The following is a 26808-nucleotide window of genomic DNA, read 5'->3' as shown; positions in this document are numbered from 1 at the left end:
TTGCCTTTATTATTTATTCTTCTTTCATTGGTACGTTAGTTTATTGTCGTCATATTCTCCTCTTGGTACAAAACAATAACCTAATTGAATTTCTAAGTCATTATTCTGAAATCGATCAAACAAGTCTGATATAATAGGTTGAAGTGCATTACTTACAGACCATCTATCATGTAAATTTGATTCGGGTTGATTTTCTATAAAAGCATTCATTTCCTCCATGATTGCTTTACGCGTATTACTATAAGTCTTAACACTTTGCTGATCATTCTTGATTGAAAGTGACAAGGTATATTCAAAATAAGCTGGATCAGCATTTTCTACACGGATAGTAAAACTGTTGAAAAAATAATATCTTGTATCCCATTTTTCGGTAGTCAAAGGCAATAATTCATAGAATAAAAAAGCAGCAATTTCGTTGGTGTCTTTCATTCCATTTAACTGCTCATCATTATAAAATCGTTCTAGTAGCTCCATATATTCAGGTGTATCAACGGTTGAGCTTACAGCTTGCTTAAAATCTGCAATACTCATATCTTGATAACCGTCAAAGCGTAGAGCAAGAAGTTTATCATATTCCTCTTTTGTAAATGCAGTATTCTCGATATAAGTCAATTGTTCTGCACTCGATATAAGGGTAGTACTCGTAAGCATAATACTAAGCGCTGCAAGTATAAATAAAAAAATACCGCTCCTTTTCTTGGTATCGTCTAGCATGGATAGGATGCGTTGTTTCATTTCTTTTTTTCCTCCATAAAAATTAGTAGATAAAATAGTTTGTTGTGAATTTACACAAGGTATGACAGAAAGGATTGTTTCTCCGTATTGTATGCGTGTATGTTTGTTTTCCTGTTGTAATACAAGAGCATCACAAGATATTTCACATTGAAGTGAAGCTGCTTTTGCCATGAGATAAACAACGGGATTATACCAATGCAGAATTGTTGCAGCAAGAAGCATTGTTTTGGACCAGATATCCTTTCGTTTATAATGGATTAGCTCATGTCTAAGAATTAGGGTTAATTCTTTATCAGAAAGTTTGAGTGGAGGCATAAGAATAACAGGATGAAAGTAACCAATCATCATCGGGCTTGCAATGACAGAGCAAATCTTATAAGAGATATTTTTATCAATTTGCTGCTCTTTTTTTAAGGAATTTAAAAGTGTGATGATTTCTGGTGAATCAACTGTTTCACTCCAACGAGTTACCATTTTCAAAAAATGTCTATGTCTTAATAGGTGATAGGTAAGCATGGTAAAAATGCCTATTATCCAGATAAGAAAAACGAGTTTCCAAATCGAAAAAGATGATGCATTGTTTAATAACTCCCTATTACCTGATGAAATAACTGGAAGAGGAGAATCAGTCAATGGATAGGACAAAGGAGATTGCGTTAGTATCAATTGGCTCTGACTACGTTTTAAAGGTAAAATGGGGAGTTCAATGAAAGGTCGAAATGGAATCAGCCAACCAATGCCTATCGCAAGACAAATTCGATAGCGCCACTTTGGAGAATATCGCTTTGAAAGAACTGGCAAAGCTATCATATACATAAGTGTAATAAATGACATAGAAATTGAACATTGTATCAATGTAATAATAAGTGTTTTAATAGGAATCCCTCCGTTCGTCTAACCATTTTTTTAGTTCATCAAGATCACTATCCTTCATTTTCTTTCCATCAAATAAAGTTGTAATCAAGCTGGTAAATGAATTACCATGAAAGCGGTCGATGAAATCTACTGTTTCAAATTTTAGATACTCTTCTTGGTTAACAATAGGGAAATAAATCCGCTCTTTTCCTTTTTTTTCTGTTCGCAAAAATCCTCTTTCAACTAAGCGAACCATAAGCGTAAGAATGGTTTGCGGTTTCCACTCTTTTTCTTTACCAAGTGCTTCCATAATCATACTTGTTGTAATGGGAGGTTCATTCGCCCATACAACCTTCATAATTTCGAATTCCGCATCTGGTAATTTTTTTAATGTATTCATAAATAACCTCCATATTCTACAATTGTCTTTATTAAATTCTACAACTGTCTTTTATTCTTGTCAAGACCATAATATTTTTTTACATGATTGATTCCTAAATTTTAATAAAGGAAGGATATTTGAAAGAATTGGACACAAACTAAGAAAAAGAAAGAACATCTTATTGATAAAATGTAACCAATAGAAGCGTTGACAAAAACAAATAAATTAGATAATATAAACGTAAGTTAGCAATAACTAACTAGAAGGAGAAAAAATGAGCCACGAAGTATTTCAACTAATGAAAAGTATGAACCTTAAAAAATTAGAAATCCAGTTAGCAATTCAATGTGCCCCCGTTCTTACTGGAATAAAAATATCTAATCTACTTATTGTTCATAATGAAAATAGCAAATATGTTATGGAATTATTTCAAGATACTGAGATCTCATTTTTTATTCTTTGTGTTACCAGAGAAAAAACGACGTTTTTAATATACCGTTCAACGGAGTTAATCAGTTATTTAGCGAAACCAAATGTAAAAGAATTATTGTATCGATTGGGTTATCAAAACCAAGACGTGCAGTATTTTCTTCACTCACTAAGAGACAAGTATGAAAGTTATATGAAAGAGGGACTTTCATTTCCTCATGAGCTGGGATTAGCGCTTGGTTATCCAGTTGAAGATGTATATGGCTTTATTGTGAATAAAGGTCAGAATTTTTTAAGCATTGGTTATTGGAAAGTATACGCAAATGTATTAGAAAAACAAAAGCTATTTGACCAATATGATTTGGCAAAAGAAATGACGATTCGTTTCATCTCAAATGGAGTAAGTATTCTAGAGATAATAGAAATGTATCATAAAAAGAAGTTACAAAGAGTAGCGTTTTAGGAGGATAAAAGGATGAGTAAAATTCAAGTTATTTATTGGACACAAACAGGTAATACAGAGGCAATGGCTCAAGCAATTGCAAAGGGAATTACCGCTTCAGGAAAAGAAGCAGAAGTATTAGAAGTTTCACAAGCATCTTTGGATGTGCTAAAAGAGGCGAGTGTGTTTGCACTTGGATGTCCTGCTATGGGAGCAGAAGTACTTGAAGAAAACGAAATGGAGCCTTTTGTAGAAGAAGTTGCTAAATTTGCATCAGGTAAGAATATTGCATTATTTGGTTCTTATGGATGGGGCGATGGCGAATGGATGCGTGACTGGGAAGCGAGAATGAAAGAAGCAGGTGCTAACTTAATTGGAGGAGCTGGCCTTATTTGTAACGAGGCACCAGATGATGCTTTGTTAGCACAATGTGTTGAACTAGGAAAACAAATAGCGGCAAAATAAGCGGATAAGCCGTTACTTAGAATCTAGCAAGTAACGGTTTGCTACTTTGATGAAAATACGAAAGGGGTCTTTATGAGCGTTGTAATCATTGGTGGACATGACCGTATGGTATGTCAATATAAGAAGATTTGCAAGGAATATAAATGCAAGGCAAAAATATTTACTAAAATGTCTGGTAAATTTGGTGAGCAGATTGGAAGCCCAGATGTTATCATATTGTTTACGAATACGGTTTCCCATAAGATGGTTCGCTCTGCTTTGGCAGAAGCTGAAAAAAGAAACACAGATGTTGTTCGTTGCCATTCAAGTAGTGGAAATGCTTTAAATGATATTTTAGAAAATATTTGCAAAGCCTAAGAAGTAGAAAAGAATCGTAGTTATTTAAGTCAATCGCACTCATTTATGATGGGTGCTTTTTTGTGTTATAAGAAAGTTTTATGAACTTCCTAAGATAGACAATTGACTTTACCCTAAGGGAAAGGTGTAAGATAGACCTAGACAAGAAACATAAGGAGGATAATTTATGCTAACAATAGGAGAGTTTTCAAATATTTGTAAAGTGTCGACGAAAACACTCCGCTACTATGCGGAAATCGGGTTGATTTTGCCTGATGCAATTAATGAAGAGAATGGATATCGATATTATTCCATTGAGCAACTAGAAAAAATGCTATTTATCAATCGACTAAAATCATATCATTTTTCTCTAGAGGAAATAAAAGAAATTCTAAAATCAGAAGAGCAAATTGAGGAAAAACTTTTTTTGGCACTTGCGCATAAGAAAAAAGACATGGAGCAAAAAGCGAAAGAATTAGATAAAACATTACAACAATTAGACCATGATTTAGCTCATTTAAAACAAGGAAAATCGATTATGTCATATCTAGAAGAGATAGAAGTACAGCTTGTAGAAGTGCCAAAAATGTATCTTATGTCGATTCGTAAAATGGTACACGAATATGAGTTTGCTGACGAATACAAGAATAGCTTTTGTAATCTGTTTCAAAAAATTCAAAATAAAAATTTAACAATGTATGCACCGCCAATGGTTCTGTTTCATAGTGCAGAATTTAGTCCGCTAGGTTTAGATACGGAATTTGCAATTCCAATAGTAGAATATGCAAAAGGAACAAGGGATTTTACGCCAGGACTATGCTTAAAAACAGTTCTAAAAGGCTCGTATTCTAACTTGTCTTCTGTCTATGCAAAACAACGAGAATGGGCAGAAACAAAAGGGTATGAAAGCAGTAATGCCCTTTACGAAGTTTATATAACCGACCCATCCCAAGTGGAAAGCGAAAGCGAACTTATAACAGAAGTTTATTATCCAGTGAGAAAGAAAGCAAAAACTAACTAGGAGGCAAAGTATGAATCAAGAAAAATTAAAAAAAATGGAACAACAAATTCAAGAGGAACATAAAAACATAACTGGTATGGTAGTATTAAAAGATGGTGAGATTCGTTATGAAAATTACTTTCATACTTGTTCCTCAATGAGTCGAATTCATATATATTCCGTAACAAAAAGCATTCTTTCTATTTTAATTGGAATAGCCATAGACCAAGGGTATATTAAAAATGTGGATCAAAACGTACTAGACTTCTTTCCAGATTATACCGTGAAAAAAAGAGAAAAAACAATTCAATGTATTACTCTTAAGCACTTATTAACAATGACAGCACCTTACAAATACAAGTTTGCACCTTACATCAAATATTTTACCAGTAACGACTTTGTGACCTTTACGCTTGATTTATTAGGTGGAAAAGGAAAAGTCGGTGATTTTAGATATACGCCACTTATTGGGCCTGATATTTTGTCAGGCATACTTACGAATGCGACCAATCAATCAGTCTTAGAATTTGCTAGGAAGCATTTATTTACTCCGCTTGGAATTACAGTCGAAAAATCAATCACTTTTCAAAGTAAAGAGGAGCAGCTTGCCTTTAATAAAGCAACCAATATTAGTGGTTGGGTAGCAGATGCGACTGGCGTAAATACAGGAGGATGGGGGCTTACACTTTCCCCGCTTGATATGGCCAAAATAGGTCAATTGTACTTAGATGGTGGAATGTGGAAGGAAAAGCAAATTGTATCGAAGAAATGGATTGAAGAAAGCACAAAGGAACACAGCAGATGGGAAAAGCAAAATCTTTCTTATGGATACTTATGGTGGGTAGAAAAGGAAAATGGATTTTTAGCAATGGGCGATGGCGGCAATGTAATTTATGTCAATACAAAGAAAAAACAAGTGGTGTCAATTGCAAGTCTGTTCGTACCAAAAGTAAAGGATCGGATTGAATGGATCAAACAATATGTGGAACCGATATTTGAGGACTAATCATCATACTTGATTAGTTCTAATAGAATAACTGCAATTAGATGAGACAAATACATATGCAAAAAATGGTGAAAATTAAGAAGAAAATTGTGAAAAATTAAAATGTTAAAATAAAACATCAAGTGGCGAAGTGCTATAAGTTCCAGTGTTTTGAATAAAAAAGATTCGTTAATATGCAAAAACACGAAAAAATTGATATATTTTTAATAAATTATACTTTATTTATTCATGATTATATAGTAAAATAAACTTATATTTTGGGAAGGAAGGTATAAAATGTTGGAACAATCGTATTATAGCAAAGCAGATGAAATTATTTCACAACATGGTAGAACACAAAAAGCTTTGATTCCTATTATTCAGGACATTCAATCATGCTACAGGTATCTACCTGCCGAATTGTTAAGTTACGTTGCGAAACAATTAGGGATTAATGAAGCGAAGGCATATAGCGTAGCAACGTTTTACGAGAATTTTTCCTTTGAAGCAAAAGGAAAATACGTCATCCGCGTCTGTGATGGTACAGCCTGTCATGTGAGGAAATCCACATTGATTTTAGACAAGCTGTATAAGGAATTGAACTTATCAAAGGAAAAACATACGACAGAAGATATGCTGTTTACTTTGGAAACGGTATCTTGTTTAGGAGCTTGTGGTTTAGCACCAGTACTTACCGTAAATGATGAGGTACATGCAGCTATGACTCCAGAAAAAGTAAGTGCCTTAATAGCAAAATTGAAGGAGGAAGAGCAATGAAATTATTAACAAGACAAGACCTTCAAAAAGAAAGAGTAAATGCAATCAATAAAATCAAAAAGCAAAACTGCCGTATTCTTATATGTGCTGGTACAGGTTGTCTAGCAGGCGGTTCAGAGAAGATATATAACAAATTAAAGGAAATGGCGAAGGAAGTTGAAGGTGTTACGCTTGAATTTGCAAAGGAAGCTGCACACGTAGGGGTACATCCAAGTGGATGCCATGGTTTTTGTGAAATGGGCCCTTTGGTTCGAATTGAGCCATGGAATTATTTGTACATAAAAGTAAAAGAAGAAGATTGTGAAGAAATATTTCAAAAAACTGTCTTAAGAGGCGAGCCTGTAGAGCATTTGATGTATCATCAAGAGGATAATGTTTATCAGGAACAAGAAAGTATTCCTTTTTATGCAAAACAGACAAGACTTGTACTTAAAAACTGTGGGCATATTAATGCAGAAGATATAGATGAATACATTGCAGCTGGTGGATATGAAGCGTTAGAAAAGGCTTTATTTGAGATGAAACCAGATGATGTGATAGCCCAAATTACAGAATCCAATCTGCGTGGCCGTGGGGGCGGTGGTTTTCAGACTGGATATAAGTGGAAGCAAGTTGCAAGACAACAAGAAAAAATAAGATATGTAGTCTGTAATGGTGATGAGGGTGATCCAGGAGCATTTATGGATCGAAGCGTTATGGAGGGTGACCCTCATAAAATGTTAGAAGGTATGGCGATAGCTGCCTATGCGGTAGGAGCACAGGAAGGTTATATCTATGTACGTGCCGAGTATCCGCTAGCTATTAAGCGTTTAAAAATGGCGATTAAACAAGCAGAAGAATTTGGTCTTTTAGGAGAAGATATATTAGGTTCTGGCTTTAACTTTACCATTCATATCAACCGCGGGGCGGGGGCTTTTGTATGCGGTGAAGGAAGTGCGTTAACGGCTTCCATTGAAGGTGAAAGAGGTATGCCTCGAACAAAACCACCAAGAACGGTGGAGCAAGGACTTTTTGCAAAGCCAACGGTATTAAATAACGTAGAAACTTATGCAAATGTACCGATGATAATTACAAATGGAGCAAGTTGGTATCATGAGATAGGAACACAAGGTAGCCCAGGAACCAAAGCATTTGCTATTACTGGTAGCGTGAATAATACTGGTCTGATTGAAGTTCCAATGGGAACTACCCTTCGTGAAATTGTTTATGACATCGGGGGCGGAGTCAAAAACGATGCAGCGTTTAAAGCAGTTCAAATTGGTGGACCATCAGGTGGATGTCTTGTGTCCGATAACTTGGATGTAAAACTTGATTTTGATTCTTTAACAAAGCTTGGAGCTATGATAGGTTCTGGTGGGCTAGTTGTTATGGATGAAGGAACCTGTATGGTTGAGGTTGCTCGCTTCTTTATGAATTTTACGCAAAACGAAAGTTGTGGAAAATGCGTACCTTGTCGTGAAGGAACCAAACGAATGTTAGAGATTTTAGAACGTATTGTTGCAGGAAATGGTACATTAGAAGATCTTGATTTGCTAGAAGAGCTTGGAGAGGCAATTACAGCAACATCACTTTGTGGTTTAGGAAAGAGTGCAGCACTACCTGTTCTTAGTACATTAAAGAACTTCCGTAAAGAATATGAGGAACATGTGGTTGATAAACGTTGTAGGACAGGAAATTGTCAAGCAATGATTCGATTTATTATCCAACCTGAAGCATGTAAAGGATGTTCCAAATGTGCTCGTAACTGTCCAGTGAATGCAATCAGCGGTAAGGTAAAAGAGCCATTTGTAATTAACACTGAAACGTGTATCAAATGTGGAGCATGTATTGATAACTGTCCGTTTGGTGCGATCTATACAGAAAACTAGGAGGAAGGTTTAACATGGAATATATAACGATAGATACGAAACGTGTACCGATCGAGGGAGAAAAAAATATTCTTTCCTTAATTCGTAAGGCAGGGATTGATTTGCCTACGTTTTGTTATCATTCTGAGCTTTCCATCTATGGAGCTTGCAGAATGTGTGTAGTAGAGGATGATAGAGGACGTATCTTTGCTTCTTGTTCCGAACAGCCAAGAGACGGTATGGTCATTCACACCAATTCAAAAAAAATACAATCTTATCGTAGATTAATAATAGAGCTATTACTTTCATCTCATTGCAGAGATTGTACGACATGTCAGAAAAATGGAAGTTGTTCTTTGCAAGATTTAGCATACAGAGTTGGCGTACATGCGGTTCGTTTCCTAAATAACAAGAAACAGATACCACTTGATATGAGTTCCCCATCCATTGTTCGAGACCCAAACAAATGTATTTTATGCGGTGACTGTGTACGTACCTGCGATGAAATCCAAGGAATTGGTGCCATTGATTTTGCATTTCGTGGTTCAGAGACACAGGTAATGCCAGCGTTTAATCGTGATTTAGCTGATACGGATTGCGTTGGTTGTGGTCAATGTGCGGTAGTCTGTCCAACAGCAGCCATTACAGTACGAACCAATGTAACCGAGATTTGGGATGCGATTGGTAATCCTAACATTCGTGTGGTTGTACAAGTAGCTCCAGCAGTACGTGTGGCTGTAGGTGATAGCTTTAATATCCCAAAAGGAGAGAATAGTTTTGGTAAATTGGTAACAGCACTACGCATTATGGGATTTGATGAAGTATATGATACGAGCTTTGGTGCGGATTTGACTGTAATGGAAGAGTCCAAGGAATTAGCACAGCGTTTAGAAAAGAATGAAAAGTTACCATTATTTACATCTTGTTGTCCAGGCTGGGTAAAATATTGTGAAAACAGATATCCAGATTTAACAGATAATATATCAACTTGCCGTTCCCCACAAGGAATGTTATCACCGTTGATTAAGGATTATTTTAAAGATAAAGACGAGGCAGAAAACAAGAAAACGATTGTTGTATCGATTATGCCTTGTACTGCAAAAAAAGGTGAAATTCTTCGTCCTGATAATTTTACGGATGGAATGCAAGATACCGATTACGTTATCACAACACAAGAAGTAATTCGTATGATTAAACAAGTGGGCATTCAATTTGAGAGCTTGGAAGCAGAAGCAGCAGATATGCCATTTGCAGTTGCATCAGGAGGTGGTACTATATTTGGTACAACTGGAGGTGTAACAGAAGCTGTTCTTCGACGACTCGCAAAAGATAAAAGCTATCAGAACTTGTCCAATATAAGCTATGTTGGTGTACGAGGAGAAGATTCTGTTAAAGAGGCTAGCGTAATGCTTGGAGACAGAGAAGTAAAGATTGCTGTTGTTCATGGTCTTGCAGATGCAGGAAGATTGCTTGACAAAGTAAAAGCAGGAGAAGTGGAATATGACTTTGTTGAAGTAATGGCTTGTAGAAGAGGTTGTATCATGGGTGGAGGACAGCCGCCTTTTGCAGGAGCAAGAACGAAGAAAAAACGTATGGAAGGGCTATATAAGGCAGATACGATGTCTAATATACGCTATCCAGATGAGAATCCAGTCTTACTACAAATGTATGAGACTACTATTAAAGGAAAAGAGCACAAATTATTCCATAGACATATGGTAGAAAAATAAGAAATATAAAGAAGTGACAAGTTACTTTCTGTTAAAAATAAGTGTGGGCAGTGCTCACACTTATTTTCATATAATAGGAAGTAGTTGTATGAACTACCCTAACTTAGTAAGGCATCACATGTTAGGAATAATATTTAGAAGAACACTTTGTTATAGAATTGTAAGAAATGATACAGGAGACAAGTATTGTGAATCAATTTAAAATACTTTAAAATAAAGAAAATGGAATAATTTGAGAGGTGTATATAATGGATAGCGGGAAGCAAAGTGTAATTTCAATTAAAGATTTAAAAATGAATTATGGTAGCAAGGAAGTATTAAAGGGAATCAATCTTGAGATTCAAGGGGGAGAGATCATCGGTTACATTGGGCCAAATGGTGCAGGTAAAAGTACCACCTTAAAGATACTGTTAGGATTAATCAATGGATACCAAGGTGAAATAAAGCTATTTGGGAATGACATTAATGTAAATCCTGTAGAATATAAAAAGAAAATTGGCTATGTACCAGAAACTGCTCAAATGTATGATACGTTATCGGCTAGAGAATATCTTACATTTATTGGAGAAATTTATGGATTAAAATATGAATTGGTAGATTATAAAGCAAAGCAATTGATGAAGCTTTTTGGGATTGGTGATGCTTATGAAGCTAGAATTTCTTCTTTTTCAAAAGGAATGAAACAAAAAGTCTTGATTATATCAAGTCTGATTCACAATCCTGATATTTTGTTTTTTGATGAGCCACTCAGTGGTCTAGATGCAAATAGTGTTATGATCTTTAAAGAAATCATAACAGAATTGGCAGAGCAAGGAAAAACAATATTTTACTCTTCTCATATTATGGATGTAGTAGAAAAGATAAGCAATCGCATCATTTTAATTAAAGACGGAGTAATTGTAGCAGATGGTTCTTTCCAAGAACTTCAGGCTATGAGTAAAGAAGGCTCTTTAGAAGAAATATTCAACCAATTAACAGGCTTTAATCAATATAAAGAGATTGCTGAATCATTTATTTCAGTATTAAAAGAGGGATAATATGAAGGAATTCAAAATATTAAAATTACTGGATAAGATAAGTTGGATTTTTATAAAAATGGGTGTTGACTACCCTCTTATGAGGAGAATTTTACAGCTTAAATTAGTTATGGATGAAAGAAGAGTTCCAACGGTTTTAGTAAATGAAAAGAAGGCATCAGAAAAGAAAAACACTTTTCGTTCTTCTTTGTTTGTTTATCTATTTATGGGAGCTTTTATCGGCGGGTTTATATTCATACCGATTCCTATGTTTTCTAAAATGAATATCATAATTGCTATGCTTTTATTTATGATTATGACAACTATGATTTCTGATTTTTCTGCAGTATTACTTGATGTAGAGGATAAGAATATTTTGTTATCAAGACCTGTTGATTCCAAAACCTTAAGTGCGGCTAAATTGATTCATATTATTAACTATTTGTTTCGCATTACCCTATCGATTTCTGGAGGTACTTTAGTTTGTGGGGCGGTTTTGTATGGTGTTTTATTTAGCATATTATTGTTAATTGAATTGGTTTTGATGTGTGGATTAGTAATATTTTTTACATCTGTATTTTATTATGCAATTCTATCTTTCTTTAATGGAGAGAAGTTAAAAGATATCATTAATTATTTTCAGATTGCGCTTACGATTTTTATGACAATCATTTACCAGTTTATTGGTCGTATTTATAATTTATCAGCCATATCAATAGATACGAAGCCAAATAGTTGGGATTTTTTACTTCCCACCGCTTGGTTTGCAGCACCCTTTAGTCTTGTCATAGAGCATAACATAAGTAGACACATAATCGTTCTTACGTTACTTGGAATTTTTATTCCTGTTATTATGATGATTTTGTATCAAAGGTTGGTAATACCTCATTTTGAGCAAAGATTAAACAAATTAAATGGAGTTGGAAATACAACAAGGTTAGGAAGGAATCTGCTCTCTAACAAAGTAGGACAACTCGTATGCAAATCGGCACAGGAAAAATCTATGTTTGGATTTACTTATGCAATGCTTGGAAACGAACGAAAATTAAAGCTTCGTATCTATCCAATGATTGCTTTTGCATATATTTTTCCAATCATCTTTATAATGAATCAGATTGATTTTGATGCCTCCTTTTATGATTCGATTAAGGAAATTGGAGATGGACTAAATTATTTTAATTTATATTATAGCGTAGCAATTTTATCCTCTTTGTTTTCGTTTATTCGTTTAAGTGAGAACTATCAAGGTGCTTGGATTTATAAGGTGCTACCAATTGACCAACCAAGTAAAATTATAAAAGGTGCACTAAAGGCTTTTATCCTTAAATTTATTATTCCTGCCTTTTTATTTATAAGTATCTTATTTGTTTTATTGTTTGGAAAACGAATATTACCAGATCTTTTCTTAATGTTTGTGAATATGATGCTTATCATTATATTATCAATTCATATGGGGAAAAAAGAGTTGCCGTTTTATTTAGATTTTCAATATGCTCAAAATGGTAACAATGCGGCCCGTGTCCTTCTTATGTTTTTACTAAGTGGAATTTTTGCAGCTGCACACATTGTGGCAATACTAATTCATCCGATGGCTATCTATATTAATTTGGCGATATCCTTCGTTATAGTTGCAGTGCTTTGGCAGGTTACGTTTCGCTTTTCATGGAAGCAAATTGAGATGTAGAAATAAATCAAAGAATTTTTGATACTCTCTATATTCGTTCACAATAAGAGAGGTTTGTAAATGAATTATATCGTATTGTTATGTAAGGAGCGAAAGATATGGAATGGATGGAACGATTAAATCGTGCAATAAACTACATGGAAGAAAATATGACGGATACAATTGATTTCGATATGGTTGCAAAAATCGCAGGGTGTTCAACTTATCATTTTCAAAGGATGTTTACGTATATGGCGGAACTGCCTTTATCTGAATACATTCGAAGAAGAAAAATGTCTCTGGCAGCAGTTGACTTGCAAGAGGAGGATAATAAGGTGATTGATATAGGGCTAAAATATGGATATGATTCCCCCACTGCCTTTAATAGAGCTTTTAAGAGCATTCATGGAATTGCACCATCAAAAGTAAGAGAGAGTGGTGTCATATTAAAAGCATATCCGCCTATCAGCTTCCGAATAACAATAAAAGGAGACTGCGAAATGAATTACAGAATTGAAAAAAAAGAGGCTTTTCGTGTGGTTGGAATCTCCATGCCTTTGGAAAAAGAAATTGAAAAAAACTTTGCTGTTGTACCACAAATGTGGCAAAAAGCAGCGGTAGATGGTACAATACCAAGACTTGCATCTTTTATGGAAGGAGTACCAATGGGACTACTTGGAGTCAGTGCTTGCAATGCAGAAGAAGAATGGAAATATTATATAGCAGTTGCTAGTCAAAAAGCACTGGATCAAGAGCTGGAAGAATATATGGTTCCAGCATCAACATGGGCTATTTTTTCAGGAGAGGGAAAGAATACCTCCATACAGGAGCTAGAAAAGAGAATTGTAACAGAGTGGCTTCCAACCTCTGGGTATGAATACGGGAATGCAGCTGATATTGAAGTATATCTGAATGCCGATCCTGAAAATGCAAAATTTGAAGTATGGATACCTATTGTTAAGAAATAACAAGAGATAATGAAAGATACCAAGATGCACAACGCACATCTTGGTATCTTTCGTTTATATGAGGTCTATGTTATGCCTTTTGTTACAAGGATGTAAAAACCTTCATCTTGTGACTTTGATATCATTTTATGCCATTATAGATAGCATTTAAAAGTACACCGTTTGAGTCTTGGCTAAGTTCCCATACAGTTGCTCCACCAAGTTTTTTTGATTTAATATAAGCCATTTTATGAGAAATGGATTCTTTATCTTCATAGCTGATAAAAACAGAACCATTAAACAACCAAGGAGTAAGTGATTGGGAATGAACATATCTTGTATAGCCTTGTTTATTCAAGTAATTATTTACGATTAGTTGATAGCTGATTGAATTTGCTCCACCGTATTTTTGATAAAGTCCATTGTTGGTATTGGTTACTGAGGAATAAATATAACCATAAAAAGGAATACCAAGTATGAGTTTATCCGATGGAAAAGAAGCATTTAGCCATGCATTCACTGCCGAGTCCACGCTTGTTTTATATTGTGGTGAACTATCGGTATTGTTATATAATGGTGCATGCAAATCGGTATAAGAGTCCCACATACCATGTAAGTCATAGCTCATTATCGTAGCATAATCAAGATATGGTGCAATCTTTGATAATTCAACATTTTTTACATAAGAGGAATCCGCTCCACCCGCAATAGTTAGTAGGTAGTGGGTATTGTCTTTTTTACCTTGAACATCTAATTTTTCTCGAATTGTTTTCAACAATAAGGTAAAGTTTTGTTTATCCAAAGACCTAGTTACATTTGTTGATAATCCACCACTAACGGGATATTCCCAATCCAGATCAATTCCGTCAAAACCATATTTTTTGATAAAACTAACGCAGCTATCAGCAAAAGTAGATCTGGAAGCATCACTTAATGCAACATCCGAAAATCTGCCAGACCAATTCCAACCGCCCACTGAAATGAGAGTCTTTAAGTTTGGATTTTTTGTTTTAAGTGAATTGAGTAGTTTGATATTATTTTCATCGATATCGGGATAACCTAAAGTTATTTTTAAGTCCTTGCTAATATTGGCAAAAGCATAATTGATATGAGTGAGTTTTGAAGCATCAATATTTGTTGGTAAATATTTTGAATAAGCCGCCCATGCAGCATAATAGCCTACGATTTTTTTTGTGTTTGCACTTGGTGTAGGAGTTGGGGCAGGCGTAGGAGCAGGAGTTGGGGAAGGTGTTGGTTTAGGCGTAGGAGTAGGAGTAGGAGTAGGAGCGGGTTCGGGTGTTGGTTTTACGACTGTTGCTTTTTTTGGTTCCGCTTTTGTTTTAACCGTTATCTTTTTACTTTTTTTTGAGGTATTTCCTTTTTTATCCCTTGCTTTCACATAGAATTTATATTTTTTATTCGGTGATAAATTTTTAACCGTAAATTTTGTGGATTTTGTTTTTCCTATATATGTACCATTTCGATAAATTCTATATTCCTTTACTCCAACATTATCCTTTGATTTCTTCCAACTTAGTTTCACGGAAGTGGTTTTAATGGAACTGGCTTTTAATTTTGTTGGAGTGGTAGGTGCAATTTTATCAACAATTTTTGCATAAGAAATTGGATGATTGGGAAAAAAGCCTGTAACAACAATGGTGATAATAAGAGCAATTAATAGTTTGAAGTAAATGTTTCTTTCTTTCATATGATCCCTCCTTTATTCCAAAAGTATAGCATGATAATTTTTGGAAGAATAGCGGATAGATATGGAAGAGGTGGAAGAAAATGCTTACCGTTATTCAAGTGTTCCGACAATAGGGAGGGATTGGAGGGTACTCATTCCATGAGGTGAATTAGAAAACTCTTCTGTCAAATCATTACCAGCCATTAGTCCTTGATGTAAGCCATTGCTCCATTCAAAAACATGACTGACATCATAAACAATGCCGTTTACAGCAACATAAGCGGGGTTATTATTTTCACCATTGTATGTTTTTAGTTCTTCTAAGGTAAAGACTCTGTCGGGTATTTTACTTGGTTCATTTGTGGCAGCATACGCAATTGCAATGTCTTCTCCTTCTAGGGCAGATTGTGTGGATTCATGATCAATTGATTGAGTGGAAGCGTTATTGTCTGATGCTTTGTTTGAACAGCTAGCAAGTAAAAGTCCAATCATGATAATGAGAAGATAAGAAAAAATTGTTTTATTCATTTTGAATCTCCTTTATTAAAAAATAAGTTCTTATTTGCATATCTTCTCCAAAATGGAATCATTTTATTTATCAATTAGTTATAATGAATAAATACATTTCATTTATATAGAACATGTAATACACAAATGAAAAACAAATATTGTAATCTGCTTAAAAATATATTATGATATTTCAGATGAAAGAATATTAATAAAAAGGCATAATTATAATTTTACTGGAGGAAAATATGAATCAACTAATTGAAATTTTTAACAAAATTGATTCTCTTATATGGGGAGCGCCACTTTTAATACTATTAGTAGGAACTGGAATTTATTTGACCATACGTTTAGGACTTATCCAGATATTTAAATTACCGTTAGCTTTTAAGTATCTTTTTTCCAAGGAAGTAGGAGAAGAGGTAAAAGGCGATGTGAGTAGCTTCGCGGCGTTATGTACGGCATTGGCGGCTACGATTGGAACAGGAAACATCGTAGGTGTTGCAACTGCTATTAAAGTAGGAGGACCTGGTGCACTATTTTGGATGTGGATGGCAGCCTTCTTTGGTATGGCAACTAAGTATGCAGAGGGTTTGTTAGCGGTTAAATACAGAGTTATTGATGAAAACGGACAAATGTCAGGTGGTCCAATGTATTATATTGAGAAAGGCTTAGGTATTAAATGGCTTGCAAAGCTTTTTGCACTATTTGGTATTGGTGTTGCTTTCTTTGGAATAGGAACTTTTGCACAAATTAACTCCATAACGCAGGCTACGCAAGTCGCATTTAATGTTCCGATTGTCGTATCTGCAACATTAATTACAATACTTGTTGCATTGGTAACGATAAATGGAATCAAAACTATTTCAAAGGTTGCAGAGTTGATTGTTCCTATCATGGCAGTTTTATATATTTTAGGTTCTGTTATTATTTTAATTTTACATATTGATTTATTACCAAATGCTGTACTCCTTGTTGTGAAAAGTGCTTTTACACCAGTGGCAGCAGCAGGAGGATTTCTAGGTGCAACAGTAAAGCAGGCAATTCAAAATGGTGTGGCAAGAGGAGTCTTTTCAAATGAATCTGGGCTTGGAAGTGCTCCTATTGCAGCCGCCGCTGCAAAGACAAAGTCATGTGTTCGACAAGGCTTGATTTCAATGACTGGTACTTTTATTGATACGATTGTTGTCTGTACTATGACAGGGTTGGTTATTATTTTGACAGACGCATGGAATATGGATCTTGCAGGGGCAGCAATTACCAATTATGCCTTTTCCACTGCACTACCAGGTGTTTCTTTAGGTAAAATGATAGTAACAATTGGCTTGGTATTCTTTGCCTTTACAACGATTATCGGGTGGAATTATTATGGTGAAAGGTGTACAGAGTATTTATTTGGCGTAAAAGGAATAAAGATATACCGGTATATTTTTATACTTCTTGTTGCAGTAGGACCTTATTTAAAGCTTGAACTTGTATGGGTGATTGCTGACATTGTAAATGCTTTGATGGCAATTCCTAACTTAATCGGTATCATAGGACTTAGAAAGGTAATTGCATCAGAAACAAAAAGTTTTTTTCTAGCACTCAAATAAAAAGAAGGTGCCCACCATTTAAATTGTGTGATGTGACCCCAATAAGTTAGACTTTATTGCGTAGTAGTTTTTAACTGCTACGCAATTATTTTATGCAGCCAAGAGGCTGAGCTTGTATTCTACAGGACTCATCCATCCTAGTTTCTCTTTAATTCGTTTCTCATTATAATACTTTATGTATTTATCTATTGTATCTTTCAGTTGCTCATAGCTATAATAAACCTCGCCATAGTACATCTCTTGTTTCATAATCCCAAAGAAGTTTTCCATAACAGAATTATCATGGCAGTTACCTTTCCGGGACATACTTTGGAAGATTTTATTTTCTGTCAACTTATATCTATAAGCCTTCATCTGATAAGCCCATCCTTGATCTGAATGAAATGTACGCCTGTATTTACAATCGTTTGTAATTATTATGGCTTCATTTAAAGCATTCATTATACTTTCAGCTGATGGTCGTTTTGAAATACCATAACTAATTATTTCTCTATTGCACATATCCATAAATGGATCCAGATAGAGTTTTTTGATGATCATTCGTCCTTTGTTATCTATATCATAATACTTAAATTCAGAGGTGTCTGTTGTAATCTTTTGGTGTGGAATATTAGTTTCAAACCTCCTGTGAATTCTATTAGGAGAAACCTTACCCACCCTGCCTTTATAAGAACTGTATTTGCGACTTTTTCTTGTGAACGAAGTAACTTGAAGACCTAGCTTCTGAACAATTCGTTGAACACGTTTCTTGTTTGCAATGAGTCCCTGTTTTCTTAATTCTCCATAAATACGACGATAGCCAAAATCTTTGTTTTCTTTTCTGATTTCAAGGATTCTTTGCTCAAGATCCTCGTTTGGATTTTCCCTATCAAAGCGTTTTTGCCAGTACATGTATGTCGCTTTAGGAAAACCTGTGCATGCGAGAATAGCTTTTAATTTAAGATTTTCATCTTCAAGTTGTTTTAAATACTCTGAATTATTGCTAACCGTTTCAATGGTTTTAGATTTGTTTTCCTTTGGCTTAGACACTTTGGTACGCCGCCCCTTTCGTTTGGGTCGTAAAGCATCAGGACCAGCAATTCTAAAATCATTTACCCACTTAGTAATTAAAGGTGGATTGTTTATGCCAACTGATAGAGCCAACTCCTGATAAGAGACCTCTGTTGATAAATATAACTCTACCACATGAAGTTTAAATTCAAAAGTATATGTTTCATTTTTTCTAGAACGCATCAATCCATCTGCTCCAAACTCATTGTAAGCATTAATCCACTTCTGGACATTGCTGTAAGAAGGAATGTTGTACTTTTGTGCAAGATACTTATGTCCTCCTATACCTCTTAAATAATCTTGTACGACTTGTAACTTAAATTCATAACTGTACTTTGCCATAAAAAACTGACCTCCCTTAAGCTAGATTTTTATGTCTAACTTATGGGGGTCAGTTCAGTGTGTGGCACCTTCTTTTGGTTATAAATAAATCGCTTCAGGTCCATGCTGATTCGTTTGCATACGTACTACATCCTTTAATTCATAGAACTACATTACCACCAGCAAAATCAACAGATCCAAGGACTGCTCCTAGAACCCCATTACTTCTCCGCACCATATGATTTTAAACTTGCTCTTTTTGAAGGAAATTTACATTTTTCGTTAATTGCAAAGACGCCAATTTGACTATTCACTCGGTCCATGCTAAACTGTGTGAAACAATCCGAATACAAATACTGTAGTGGGAAAACCTATTTAAGGGGTGAATCCGAAATATTGAAGGGCGACTTGGAAGCCCTAACCCGTCAGCTAATCCCATAGGAGAATACCAAGCGAATGACGAAGCTCATAGTGAGTTAGTTTATCCGCTTTTTTAATGCATAAAATATATCAATAAGGAGGGATTGTGAGTAATTTAGATGTTTATGATTATATAAAGCGTTAAGCCAATGTCATAAGGTTTAAAATTACAATTTGGAGGAAAAAATTGAGTTTATTATTAAAAATTAGCATTGTATTAATTGTTGGAGTTATTGGTGGAAGAGGAGCGAAACATTTTAAGCTTCCTAATGTTTCAGGTTTTTTGGTTGCTGGTCTTTTTCTAGGACCTACATTTTTTAAATTCATTAATTCAAATGATATGGAATCTTTTTCAGTTGTTAATGAATTGGCATTAGCAACGATAGCATTTACTTTAGGGAATGAATTCATTCTTAAAGATATGATAAAATTAGGTAAATCTATTGTGATTATAACTCTTACAGAGGTTATAGGAGCTATTGGAATCGTCTTTATAATCATGTACTATTTATTCCATCAGCCCTTTGCTTTTAGTATTGTAATAGCAGCTATGTCAGCCGCTACAGCACCAGCAGCTACTATGTTAGTGATAAAACAATATAAAGCACATGGTCCATTAACTAGAACAATTTTACCTGTAGTTGCATTAGACGATGTATTTGGTATTATTGCGTTCGGGATTGCTATTTCTTTAGCAAAACTTTCATCTGGCCAACATACATTTTCTGTAGCCCAATTGTTCATGGAACCAGCTATTGAAATAGGAGGGTCTATCGTAATAGGGTTAATTATGGGGTTGCTTTATATCATAGTCTTAAAAAAATCGAGTGCTCGTGATGAGTTACAAGCAGTATCTTTGGCGGCAATCGGAATTGCAACCGGAATTGCAAATTATTTGGGCTTATCCCCCTTATTAGTTTGCATAGTAATGGGTGCAACGGTAGTAAATATTACAAAAAATTCTAAGAGAGTTTTTGATTCTTTAAATGATTTTGTATCTCCAGTTTATATTTTGTTTTTTACATTAGCTGGAGCTAGCTTAGAGTTAAATGTTTTGATTCGAGTTGGATTCGTAGGTTTTGCATATGTGTTAGCAAGAGCAGCAGGGAAAATGCTTGGTGCATGGAGTGGCGCAAAAATTGTAAAAGCCGATCCTATGGTTACGAGATATCTTAGCTTTGCTTTACTTCCACAAGGGGGTATATCTATTGGACTTCTAGTATTGGTACGTCAACAAATACCAGATTTTGCCGTAGAGATTAGTACCATAATTATGTTTAGTGTGTTGATATACGAAATATCAGGACCTATCTTTGCAAAGCTTGCAATACAAAAAGCAGGAGAAATAAATGGATTGGATCAAAAGAAAAAAGAATATAACAAAAAGAAAAATAATATAGCGCATGCTGCTTTACCAGTGTCTGAAGGATAACATTCCTTTTTTTAACATCCTACATATGCTTATTGGTGATTCTCATCCATTTAGTAAAACTATATTTACTGTTCTTGAAAATGAAAAGATAGTAGAGCAGTGTCAATAGTAAACGAATCAATTGATGAAGATTCAGGTATTGGTGTAGGATTTATGTTTACTATTCCAGCAGGAAAAGTTTATCACTAAAGCCTGGTGAATGAAAGAGGCTTATCGTTATGAGTGGTGTAAAAGTGTCATTATTGACATATGCCAGAAAAAAAGTATAATTAAATAAGAAGTATAAATCAGAAGATATTACAGATTGGGCATGGTGAGATAAGATAATGAATACTATTAAAATCAATCACAAGGATCAGGCAAAGAATTATTTTATGGAAGGCTACAACTGTGCACAATCAGTATTTCTAGCATTTTCGGATGAATATGATTTAGATTCAGACACAATACTTCGAATTAGTTCTTCCTTTGGAGGCGGAATGGGCCGACTTAGAGAGGTCTGCGGAGCTGTAACTGGAATGTTTATGGCGGCAGGTATGATATTTGGTTATACGAATCCAAGGGATCAAATACAAAAGTCCGAGCATTATACTCGTGTACAGTATTTAGCTAAGAAATTTGAAGAGAAAAACAACTCCATCATTTGTAGAGAATTGCTTGGAATTGATAATAAGAGAGATATACCCGTCCCGGAAGAAAGGACAAAAGAATATTATAAAAAAAGACCGTGTTTTGAACTTGTATCTATGGCAGCAGAGATATTGGATGAATATATCATGGAGCAAAAAGGGGAAAAAGTATGGCAAGACCAACAAAATGGAGAAGAATAGAACATATTCCTACAACATCTTATTTTATACCTTCCAGTAATTCTGCTGAAATAATACCAGAAAATATTTTAAAGCTTGAGGAATTAGAAGCAATACGTTTAAAGGATTTAGAAGGTTTTGAGCAAGAGGAATGTGCAAAGAGAATGGAGGTATCAAGGGCCACTTTTCAAAGAATTCTTCTAGCTGCGAGAGAAAAGGTAGCCGATTGCTTGGTTAATGGAAAGGCATTGCACATTGAGGGAGGAAATTTTACCCGAAAGGTATGTCCTGTTCACTGTGTACAATGTGGGAAAGAATGGTCAGATAGCTTTGAAAATTTAGAGGCAATTAAAGAAAATTATACATGCCCCAAATGTGGTTCATTCAAAGTGTGCTGTAAGAAAAATTGTAATGAGAAATTATGTAGTAAAAGAATGTGTCATAAGCAATAGATTAAGATTAAATAAAAAGCGCACAATGCAAAACAAGTAATCTTGTAGCATTTTGCGCTTTTTCCATGGGGATTGCCTTAGACCTTGGTTAAAAGTTAGCAAAGCAGATGTTCTATTTTAGTATGCTTCGTGGTCGCCACATTCATGTGAGTGACAGGATTCTTTTGAATCAATTAATTTACCAGAAAGCCAAGATTGAGCTACCTCTTTTACATTGCCAAAACACCCTCTAATAACTTCAATTCCATTTGCATTTAATATACTTGTTGCATTTTCTCCCATATTGCCCGCTAGCATTACAGTGACTCCATGATCAGCTAAAGTTTTTGCAATACCAGATTTGCATCCACAGTCCTTTGGCGAAGGTAACGTTTCCTCCGACAAGATGGCTTTTTCATTCGTGGTATAGATTGTGTAGTATTCACAATGTCCAAAATGTTCGTCAATGTTATTTTGTCTGGTTGGTAGTGCAATTTTCATTTTCATTTCTCCTTTTGAATTTGTAGTTAGTATAATCTTAAAATTATTATGGGCATATGTCAATAACTAAAATAATTTTTATAGATTTGATACAAAGGAAATGGTATAATAGAAACACTTAAGATAAGGAGAAAGAAGGATATGAAGTTTTATTTTGCACCAATGGAGGGTATTACAGGATATATTTATAGAAATGCACATCATGCTTTTTGTGGAAATAATGTAGATAAATATTTTGCGCCTTTTATCAATGCTAATTTAAGTGAAAGCTTTAAGAGTCGTGAATTAAATGATATTTTCCCAGAAAATAATAAAGACATAAATCTAATTCCTCAAATCATGACAAATAGGGCAAAGGATTTCCTTCATACTTCATCTAAGTTACACAAATTTGGCTATGAAGAAATAAATCTAAATCTTGGGTGTCCTTCTAAAACAGTGGTCACAAAATATAGAGGTTCAGGTTTTTTAGCAAAGCCGAAAGAATTAAAGGAATTTCTTGATGAGGTTTTTGAAAGCAAGGTCACGCAAATATCGATTAAAACAAGAATTGGCATGGAAGATCCAGAAGAATTTTATGCGTTAATGGATATTTACAATCAATTTCCGATCAAAGAATTAATCATTCATCCAAGGCTTCAAGCAGATTATTACAATAACAAACCGAATCTTTTCATATTTGAAGATGCACTAAAATTAAGCAAGAATCCTATATGTTACAATGGGGATATTCATACATTGATAGATTATCAAAAATTAATAGAGAGGTTTCCTACCATAAATACCGTTATGCTTGGAAGAGGTTTGCTATATAATCCTTTTTTGATTTGTCAGATAAATGGAAAAGAAGATCTCGATAAGAATCAGTTATGGGAGTTTCATAATAAGATTTACACCGATTATCAAAGTGTTTTATTTGGTGAAAAAAATGTATTGTTTAAAATGAAAGAGTTTTGGCATTATTTTGGTCACATGTTTTCTAACCCTGATAAATACGTAAAAAAGATAAAAAAAGCGCAAAAGTTATATGAATATGATGCGGTTGTCAAAAGTATTTTTAAAGAGGAGACAATAAGTTGTTTATAAGTGCATGGGACAATAGATTTTTTGAAAGGATGACAAAATGAACAAGAGTGATATAAGCCGTAATTTTTATATGTTAAATGGTCCCTTAAGAAAAAAAGGATATGACTGGTGGTGGCATAATTTTACTGGGTATCATAGAAAAACGGGAAAAGAAAAGGCGTTTTTTATTGAGTATTTTATATGTAATCCTGCATTAGGAGAAGAGATTCCTGTACTTGGACAAGAGAAAAACAATCAAAAGCTTGGAAAGAAGCCTTCTTATGCTATGATAAAGGTTGGAAGCTGGGGAGAAAACCCAAAGCAAATTCATAATTTTTATCCCATTTCGGATTTTACTTTTGAGAAAAAAAACCTTTCCATTCAAATTGGTGATTGCATCCTAACAGAAAAGCATATGGAAGGTTATTGTGAGGTATCAAAAGAAGAAGCAATCCTTCATCCAGAATATATGTGTGATGCAGGAAGCATGAAATGGGATTTAAAAATAGACAAACAAATATCGTATCATGTAGGATATGGTGCTTCTAAGCTATTTCGAAAATTAAATGCGTTTGAAATGTTTTGGCATGCAGAGGGAATTAAGACAAAATATAGTGGAGTTGTCGAATATGACAATGAAGTTTATGATATCATACCAGATAAATCCTTTGGATATGCAGACAAAAACTGGGGAGCTGATTTTACTTCCCCTTGGCTTTGGATCAGTAGCTGTAATATGAAAAGTTTACTTACTGGAAAGGTTCTTGCCAATTCAGCGGTTGAATTTGGCGGTGGTAGACCAAAGGTATTTGGTATTACATTAAATAGAAGATTACTTGGTGGATTGTACTACGAAGGAAAAATGTATGACTATAATTTCTCGAAATTCTGGACGGGTTCTCGCATTGATTTTAGCTTTGAAGAAGGTGAAATCTATCACACTTGGAAATTAATTGCCCAGAATCATCATTCAGTCATGCATTTGGTGCTAAAGTGTAAAAAAGATGAGATGTTAAAGATTAATTATGAAGCACCAAACGGTAAGAAACGTCACAATCGTTTGTGGAATGGTGGAACGGGTTTTGGTAGAATTAAGTTGTATGAGAAAACAAATGATTTTAAAGTATTAATTGATGAGATAGAGTTTCGAAACACTGGTTGTGAATATGGAGAATATGATAAGTAAGTCAAAGATTAAGGAGATGAGTTAACTTGAATTTAAAAGAGGATATTAAAAAGGTAAAACAAGCTAGCATACAATTGCAAGGAACGTCGATAGAGAATCGAAATAAGGCATTGGAAGAAATTATAAAAGCGTTATTAGAACACAAGGAAGAAATTTTAGAAGAAAATCATAAGGATATGGAACTTGCCATTGAAAATAACATTGAAAAGGCAGTTTTAGGACGACTAAAATTTGATGAAAAAAAGTTACAAGATGTCATAACAGGAATTCAGGACTTGATTAAAATGAAAGATCCATTGTTTCAGACACAGTTGGCACGAGAATTGGATGAAGGATTAAAGCTTTATAAAGAGACTTGTCCAATTGGGGTAATTGGTGTTATCTTTGAGGCGCGCCCTGATGCCTTGATTCAGATTTCTACCTTATGTATAAAGAGCGGAAACTGCATTATCTTAAAGGGTGGAAGCGAGGCAATGAAGACAAATAAGATCTTGTTTCAAATAATTCAAAATGCAATATGTTTGGCTAATTTGCCTAAAGACAGTATGATGTTGTTAGAAGCAAGAAGTGAGATTAATGAACTTCTAACTTGCCATGAATCCGTTGATTTATTGATACCACGAGGCTCTAATTCCTTTGTACAATATATTATGAACAATACCAAGATACCTGTTATGGGGCATGCAGATGGAATTTGCCACATTTATGTGGATAAGAAAGCAGATATTAGTAAGGTAATCCCAATTGTTGTAGATGCTAAGACTCAATATGTATCTGCTTGTAATACAGTAGAGACACTATTAATTCACAAAGATATCATGCATGAGGTTATAAAAGATTTGAAGATAGCTTTGGAGGAAAAGAAGGTAGAAATCAGAGCAAGCAAGGATATATGTGAACTCATTGAATGCAATGAATTAAGTGATCAAGATTATGAAACGGAATATCTAGATTACATTTTGGCGATTAAGACGGTAGAATCTGTAGAGGAGGCCATTCATCATATTAATTATTATGGTTCACATCACACCGATTGCATTATCACAGAAGATATGCAGGCTGTTGATGTTTTTATGAAGATGGTTGATTCTGCCAATGTCTATCATAACTGTTCTACGAGATTTGCAGATGGTTACCGCTACGGCTTTGGAGCAGAAGTAGGGATTAGTACTAGCAAACTTCATGCGAGAGGGCCTGTTGGATTAGAAGGGCTATTAAGCTATAAGTATAAGATTTTTGGCTCAGGGCAGACCGTAACAGATTATGCGAGTGGAAATAAGACATTTCATTTTAAAGATATTACGATATAGTTAGATAAAGGAAAGCTTTTTAAATAGGCGTATAATTTGTTAATAAATCATATGTATAAAAATAACAGATTGTGTTAATATTCTTAAAAGGAGTAATGAAGATTAAATGAAGGCATATCTACTGTACTTTAGTGGTACAGGGAATACATTTTATGTAGTAAAAAAGATTAGTGATATGTTAAACAAAAAGAATTGTTCAACCGAAATACATTCCATTGAAGAGAAATCACCAATTAACGCAAATTCTTTTGATATTTTGATACTTGGCTGCCCCAAGTATTATGAATATCCAGTAGTCGAGTTTATTAAATACATAAAAGATTATCTGCCAACGAATCACAAAAGAGTGCCAGTTATGATGTTTTGTACGCAGGTAGCGCACTTAGAAACTAATTTTAATGAGATAGAAAAGATTCTAAAGAGAAAAAACTATCGATTGCTTGTAACAAAAAGCATTCCCATAGCAAATAATATGGTTATTTTTGACTCCTTTCCCGTAACAAAACCTGAGAAAGTAAAACAGAATCTAGAGAAGCTTGAAAGCGAAATGAAGCATCTGATTACTTGTCTTTTGACGGGGAAAGAATCAAAAGAAACAATGAAACCATTGTATAGCCAAGTAACCTTTGCATCGGGATATCTGTTTACGAAATTATTTGCATGGTTTGGAGTAAAATATTCTACGTCTCAATCGTGCAACGGCTGTGGTCTATGCGCAAAGAAATGTCCTGTTGGCAATATAAAAATGTGTAAAAAAATACCTAAATTTGATAAAAAGTGTATTTTTTGTATGAGATGTATTAATAGTTGTCCCAAAAACGCTATTCTTTACAACCGTAAATCATGTAAGCAATATCAAGCAATAAAAAGTGAGTATTAGCCAGA

General features: G+C 34.5%; 25 protein-coding genes and 1 riboswitch. Of the genes, 19 read left to right on the top strand and 6 right to left on the bottom strand.

Features of this window, described 5'->3' with window-relative positions; genetic code table 11:
• Positions 1–24: 24 nt before the first annotated feature.
• Positions 25–1590 (bottom strand): M56 family metallopeptidase, encoded by a 1566-nt coding sequence (locus F7O84_RS09585; protein WP_151144366.1) that lies wholly within the window; start codon positions 1588–1590, stop codon positions 25–27.
• 16 nt (positions 1591–1606) lie between these two features.
• On the bottom strand, positions 1607–1990 hold the full coding sequence (locus F7O84_RS09580) for a BlaI/MecI/CopY family transcriptional regulator (RefSeq protein WP_151144365.1): 384 nt from the start codon (positions 1988–1990) through the stop codon (positions 1607–1609).
• 256 nt (positions 1991–2246) lie between these two features.
• On the opposite strand from F7O84_RS09580, the gene F7O84_RS09575 reads away from it, so the two are divergent.
• The 11 genes from F7O84_RS09575 to F7O84_RS09525 all read left to right on the top strand — a co-directional run bounded on the left by F7O84_RS09575 (position 2247) and on the right by F7O84_RS09525 (position 13630).
• On the top strand, positions 2247–2864 hold the full coding sequence (locus F7O84_RS09575; RefSeq protein ID WP_151144364.1) for a DUF3793 family protein: 618 nt from the start codon (positions 2247–2249) through the stop codon (positions 2862–2864).
• A 12-nt stretch (positions 2865–2876) separates the two neighbouring features.
• The gene (locus tag F7O84_RS09570; protein ID WP_151144363.1) at positions 2877–3308 is read left to right on the top strand and encodes a flavodoxin; all 432 of its coding nucleotides are present in this window, start codon (positions 2877–2879) and stop codon (positions 3306–3308) included.
• A 72-nt stretch (positions 3309–3380) separates the two neighbouring features.
• A complete protein-coding gene (locus F7O84_RS09565; protein WP_151144362.1) occupies positions 3381–3665 on the top strand; it encodes a DUF2325 domain-containing protein in 285 nt (94 codons plus the stop codon).
• 166 nt (positions 3666–3831) lie between these two features.
• On the top strand, positions 3832–4665 hold the full coding sequence (locus F7O84_RS09560; protein ID WP_151144361.1) for a MerR family transcriptional regulator: 834 nt from the start codon (positions 3832–3834) through the stop codon (positions 4663–4665).
• A 10-nt stretch (positions 4666–4675) separates the two neighbouring features.
• Positions 4676–5650, top strand: coding sequence for a serine hydrolase domain-containing protein (locus F7O84_RS09555; protein WP_151144360.1), 975 nt, complete (start codon positions 4676–4678; stop codon positions 5648–5650).
• Positions 5651–5926: 276 nt separating this feature from the next.
• The gene (locus tag F7O84_RS09550) at positions 5927–6406 is read left to right on the top strand and encodes a complex I 24 kDa subunit family protein (protein WP_151144359.1); all 480 of its coding nucleotides are present in this window, start codon (positions 5927–5929) and stop codon (positions 6404–6406) included.
• Complete coding sequence (locus F7O84_RS09545; RefSeq protein ID WP_151144358.1) at positions 6403–8274, top strand: NADH-quinone oxidoreductase subunit NuoF; 1872 nt, start codon at positions 6403–6405, stop codon at positions 8272–8274. Before F7O84_RS09550 ends, F7O84_RS09545 begins: the two co-directional genes overlap by 4 nt.
• Positions 8275–8288: 14 nt before the next feature.
• Positions 8289–9983, top strand: coding sequence for a [FeFe] hydrogenase, group A (locus tag F7O84_RS09540; RefSeq protein ID WP_151144357.1), 1695 nt, complete (start codon positions 8289–8291; stop codon positions 9981–9983).
• A gap of 248 nt (positions 9984–10231) precedes the next feature.
• The gene (locus F7O84_RS09535; protein ID WP_151144356.1) at positions 10232–11020 is read left to right on the top strand and encodes an ABC transporter ATP-binding protein; all 789 of its coding nucleotides are present in this window, start codon (positions 10232–10234) and stop codon (positions 11018–11020) included.
• A 1-nt stretch (position 11021) separates the two neighbouring features.
• Entirely contained in the window at positions 11022–12683 is a 1662-nt protein-coding gene (locus F7O84_RS09530) for an ABC transporter permease (protein WP_151144355.1), read from the top strand.
• 98 nt (positions 12684–12781) lie between these two features.
• Positions 12782–13630: an AraC family transcriptional regulator gene (locus F7O84_RS09525; protein ID WP_151144354.1), complete on the top strand. Its 849-nt coding sequence runs from the start codon at positions 12782–12784 to the stop codon at positions 13628–13630.
• Positions 13631–13751: 121 nt separating this feature from the next.
• Here the strand turns inward: F7O84_RS09525 and F7O84_RS09520 are convergent, their stop codons facing one another.
• Both F7O84_RS09520 and F7O84_RS09515 read right to left on the bottom strand, forming a co-directional pair.
• Positions 13752–15317, bottom strand: coding sequence for a glycosyl hydrolase family 18 protein (locus F7O84_RS09520; RefSeq protein WP_151144353.1), 1566 nt, complete (start codon positions 15315–15317; stop codon positions 13752–13754).
• A 90-nt stretch (positions 15318–15407) separates the two neighbouring features.
• Positions 15408–15824 (bottom strand): cytochrome b5 domain-containing protein, encoded by a 417-nt coding sequence (locus F7O84_RS09515; RefSeq protein ID WP_243140855.1) that lies wholly within the window; start codon positions 15822–15824, stop codon positions 15408–15410.
• Positions 15825–16051: 227 nt separating this feature from the next.
• On the opposite strand from F7O84_RS09515, the gene F7O84_RS09510 reads away from it, so the two are divergent.
• Complete coding sequence (locus F7O84_RS09510) at positions 16052–17398, top strand: alanine/glycine:cation symporter family protein (RefSeq protein WP_151144352.1); 1347 nt, start codon at positions 16052–16054, stop codon at positions 17396–17398.
• A 90-nt stretch (positions 17399–17488) separates the two neighbouring features.
• On the opposite strand, the gene F7O84_RS09505 is transcribed toward F7O84_RS09510, so the two are convergent.
• Positions 17489–18790 carry an IS3 family transposase gene (locus F7O84_RS09505; RefSeq protein WP_151144351.1) on the bottom strand — a complete coding sequence of 434 codons (1302 nt, stop codon included), beginning with the start codon at positions 18788–18790 and terminating at the stop codon, positions 17489–17491.
• Between the two features lie 310 nt (positions 18791–19100).
• Positions 19101–19229: riboswitch (cyclic di-AMP (ydaO/yuaA leader) on the top strand.
• A 147-nt stretch (positions 19230–19376) separates the two neighbouring features.
• Between F7O84_RS09505 and F7O84_RS09500 the strand changes: the two genes are divergently transcribed.
• The 3 genes from F7O84_RS09500 to F7O84_RS09490 all read left to right on the top strand — a co-directional run bounded on the left by F7O84_RS09500 (position 19377) and on the right by F7O84_RS09490 (position 21882).
• Complete coding sequence (locus F7O84_RS09500; protein WP_151144350.1) at positions 19377–20621, top strand: cation:proton antiporter; 1245 nt, start codon at positions 19377–19379, stop codon at positions 20619–20621.
• 326 nt (positions 20622–20947) lie between these two features.
• Positions 20948–21451 carry a C-GCAxxG-C-C family protein gene (locus F7O84_RS09495; protein WP_151144349.1) on the top strand — a complete coding sequence of 168 codons (504 nt, stop codon included), beginning with the start codon at positions 20948–20950 and terminating at the stop codon, positions 21449–21451.
• Entirely contained in the window at positions 21421–21882 is a 462-nt protein-coding gene (locus tag F7O84_RS09490) for a DUF134 domain-containing protein (protein ID WP_151144348.1), read from the top strand. The genes F7O84_RS09495 and F7O84_RS09490 overlap by 31 nt, the downstream gene beginning before the upstream one ends.
• 117 nt (positions 21883–21999) lie before the next feature.
• Here the strand turns inward: F7O84_RS09490 and F7O84_RS09485 are convergent, their stop codons facing one another.
• A complete protein-coding gene (locus tag F7O84_RS09485) occupies positions 22000–22362 on the bottom strand; it encodes a NifB/NifX family molybdenum-iron cluster-binding protein (RefSeq protein ID WP_151144347.1) in 363 nt (120 codons plus the stop codon).
• A 141-nt stretch (positions 22363–22503) separates the two neighbouring features.
• Here F7O84_RS09485 and F7O84_RS09480 point away from each other — a divergent pair, with 141 nt between their 5' ends.
• The 4 genes from F7O84_RS09480 (at position 22504) to F7O84_RS09465 (ending at position 26803) form a co-directional block, all read left to right on the top strand.
• Positions 22504–23448, top strand: coding sequence for a tRNA dihydrouridine synthase (locus tag F7O84_RS09480; protein WP_151144346.1), 945 nt, complete (start codon positions 22504–22506; stop codon positions 23446–23448).
• 37 nt (positions 23449–23485) lie between these two features.
• Positions 23486–24613 (top strand): tocopherol cyclase family protein, encoded by a 1128-nt coding sequence (locus F7O84_RS09475; protein WP_151144345.1) that lies wholly within the window; start codon positions 23486–23488, stop codon positions 24611–24613.
• 26 nt (positions 24614–24639) lie between these two features.
• A complete protein-coding gene (locus F7O84_RS09470) occupies positions 24640–25923 on the top strand; it encodes a glutamate-5-semialdehyde dehydrogenase (protein ID WP_151144344.1) in 1284 nt (427 codons plus the stop codon).
• Positions 25924–26029: 106 nt separating this feature from the next.
• Positions 26030–26803 (top strand): EFR1 family ferrodoxin, encoded by a 774-nt coding sequence (locus tag F7O84_RS09465; RefSeq protein ID WP_151144343.1) that lies wholly within the window; start codon positions 26030–26032, stop codon positions 26801–26803.
• The last annotated feature ends 5 nt before the right edge of the window (positions 26804–26808 follow it).

It is taken from the genome of Candidatus Galacturonatibacter soehngenii, assembly GCF_008830185.1.
GTDB lineage: Bacteria > Bacillota > Clostridia > Lachnospirales > Lachnospiraceae > Lachnotalea > Lachnotalea soehngenii.
Note: the sequence above shows the minus strand (reverse complement) of the source record. Positions and strands in the feature narration are given on the sequence as shown.

Excerpts from the sequence above, each read along its gene's own strand:
- F7O84_RS09580 (WP_151144365.1), bottom strand. The coding sequence starts at position 1,990 with ATGAATACATTAAAAAAATTACCAGATGCGGAATTCGAAATTATGAAG.
- F7O84_RS09575 (WP_151144364.1), top strand. The coding sequence starts at position 2,247 with ATGAGCCACGAAGTATTTCAACTAATGAAAAGTATGAACCTTAAAAAA.
- F7O84_RS09570 (WP_151144363.1), top strand. The coding sequence starts at position 2,877 with ATGAGTAAAATTCAAGTTATTTATTGGACACAAACAGGTAATACAGAG.
- F7O84_RS09565 (WP_151144362.1), top strand. The coding sequence starts at position 3,381 with ATGAGCGTTGTAATCATTGGTGGACATGACCGTATGGTATGTCAATAT.
- F7O84_RS09560 (WP_151144361.1), top strand. The coding sequence starts at position 3,832 with ATGCTAACAATAGGAGAGTTTTCAAATATTTGTAAAGTGTCGACGAAA.
- F7O84_RS09555 (WP_151144360.1), top strand. The coding sequence starts at position 4,676 with ATGAATCAAGAAAAATTAAAAAAAATGGAACAACAAATTCAAGAGGAA.
- F7O84_RS09550 (WP_151144359.1), top strand. The coding sequence starts at position 5,927 with ATGTTGGAACAATCGTATTATAGCAAAGCAGATGAAATTATTTCACAA.
- F7O84_RS09545 (WP_151144358.1), top strand. The coding sequence starts at position 6,403 with ATGAAATTATTAACAAGACAAGACCTTCAAAAAGAAAGAGTAAATGCA.
- F7O84_RS09540 (WP_151144357.1), top strand. The coding sequence starts at position 8,289 with ATGGAATATATAACGATAGATACGAAACGTGTACCGATCGAGGGAGAA.
- F7O84_RS09535 (WP_151144356.1), top strand. The coding sequence starts at position 10,232 with ATGGATAGCGGGAAGCAAAGTGTAATTTCAATTAAAGATTTAAAAATG.
- F7O84_RS09530 (WP_151144355.1), top strand. The coding sequence starts at position 11,022 with ATGAAGGAATTCAAAATATTAAAATTACTGGATAAGATAAGTTGGATT.
- F7O84_RS09525 (WP_151144354.1), top strand. The coding sequence starts at position 12,782 with ATGGAATGGATGGAACGATTAAATCGTGCAATAAACTACATGGAAGAA.
- F7O84_RS09520 (WP_151144353.1), bottom strand. The coding sequence starts at position 15,317 with ATGAAAGAAAGAAACATTTACTTCAAACTATTAATTGCTCTTATTATC.
- F7O84_RS09515 (WP_243140855.1), bottom strand. The coding sequence starts at position 15,824 with ATGAATAAAACAATTTTTTCTTATCTTCTCATTATCATGATTGGACTT.
- F7O84_RS09510 (WP_151144352.1), top strand. The coding sequence starts at position 16,052 with ATGAATCAACTAATTGAAATTTTTAACAAAATTGATTCTCTTATATGG.
- F7O84_RS09505 (WP_151144351.1), bottom strand. The coding sequence starts at position 18,790 with ATGGCAAAGTACAGTTATGAATTTAAGTTACAAGTCGTACAAGATTAT.
- F7O84_RS09495 (WP_151144349.1), top strand. The coding sequence starts at position 20,948 with ATGAATACTATTAAAATCAATCACAAGGATCAGGCAAAGAATTATTTT.
- F7O84_RS09490 (WP_151144348.1), top strand. The coding sequence starts at position 21,421 with ATGGCAAGACCAACAAAATGGAGAAGAATAGAACATATTCCTACAACA.
- F7O84_RS09485 (WP_151144347.1), bottom strand. The coding sequence starts at position 22,362 with ATGAAAATTGCACTACCAACCAGACAAAATAACATTGACGAACATTTT.
- F7O84_RS09480 (WP_151144346.1), top strand. The coding sequence starts at position 22,504 with ATGAAGTTTTATTTTGCACCAATGGAGGGTATTACAGGATATATTTAT.
- F7O84_RS09475 (WP_151144345.1), top strand. The coding sequence starts at position 23,486 with ATGAACAAGAGTGATATAAGCCGTAATTTTTATATGTTAAATGGTCCC.
- F7O84_RS09465 (WP_151144343.1), top strand. The coding sequence starts at position 26,030 with ATGAAGGCATATCTACTGTACTTTAGTGGTACAGGGAATACATTTTAT.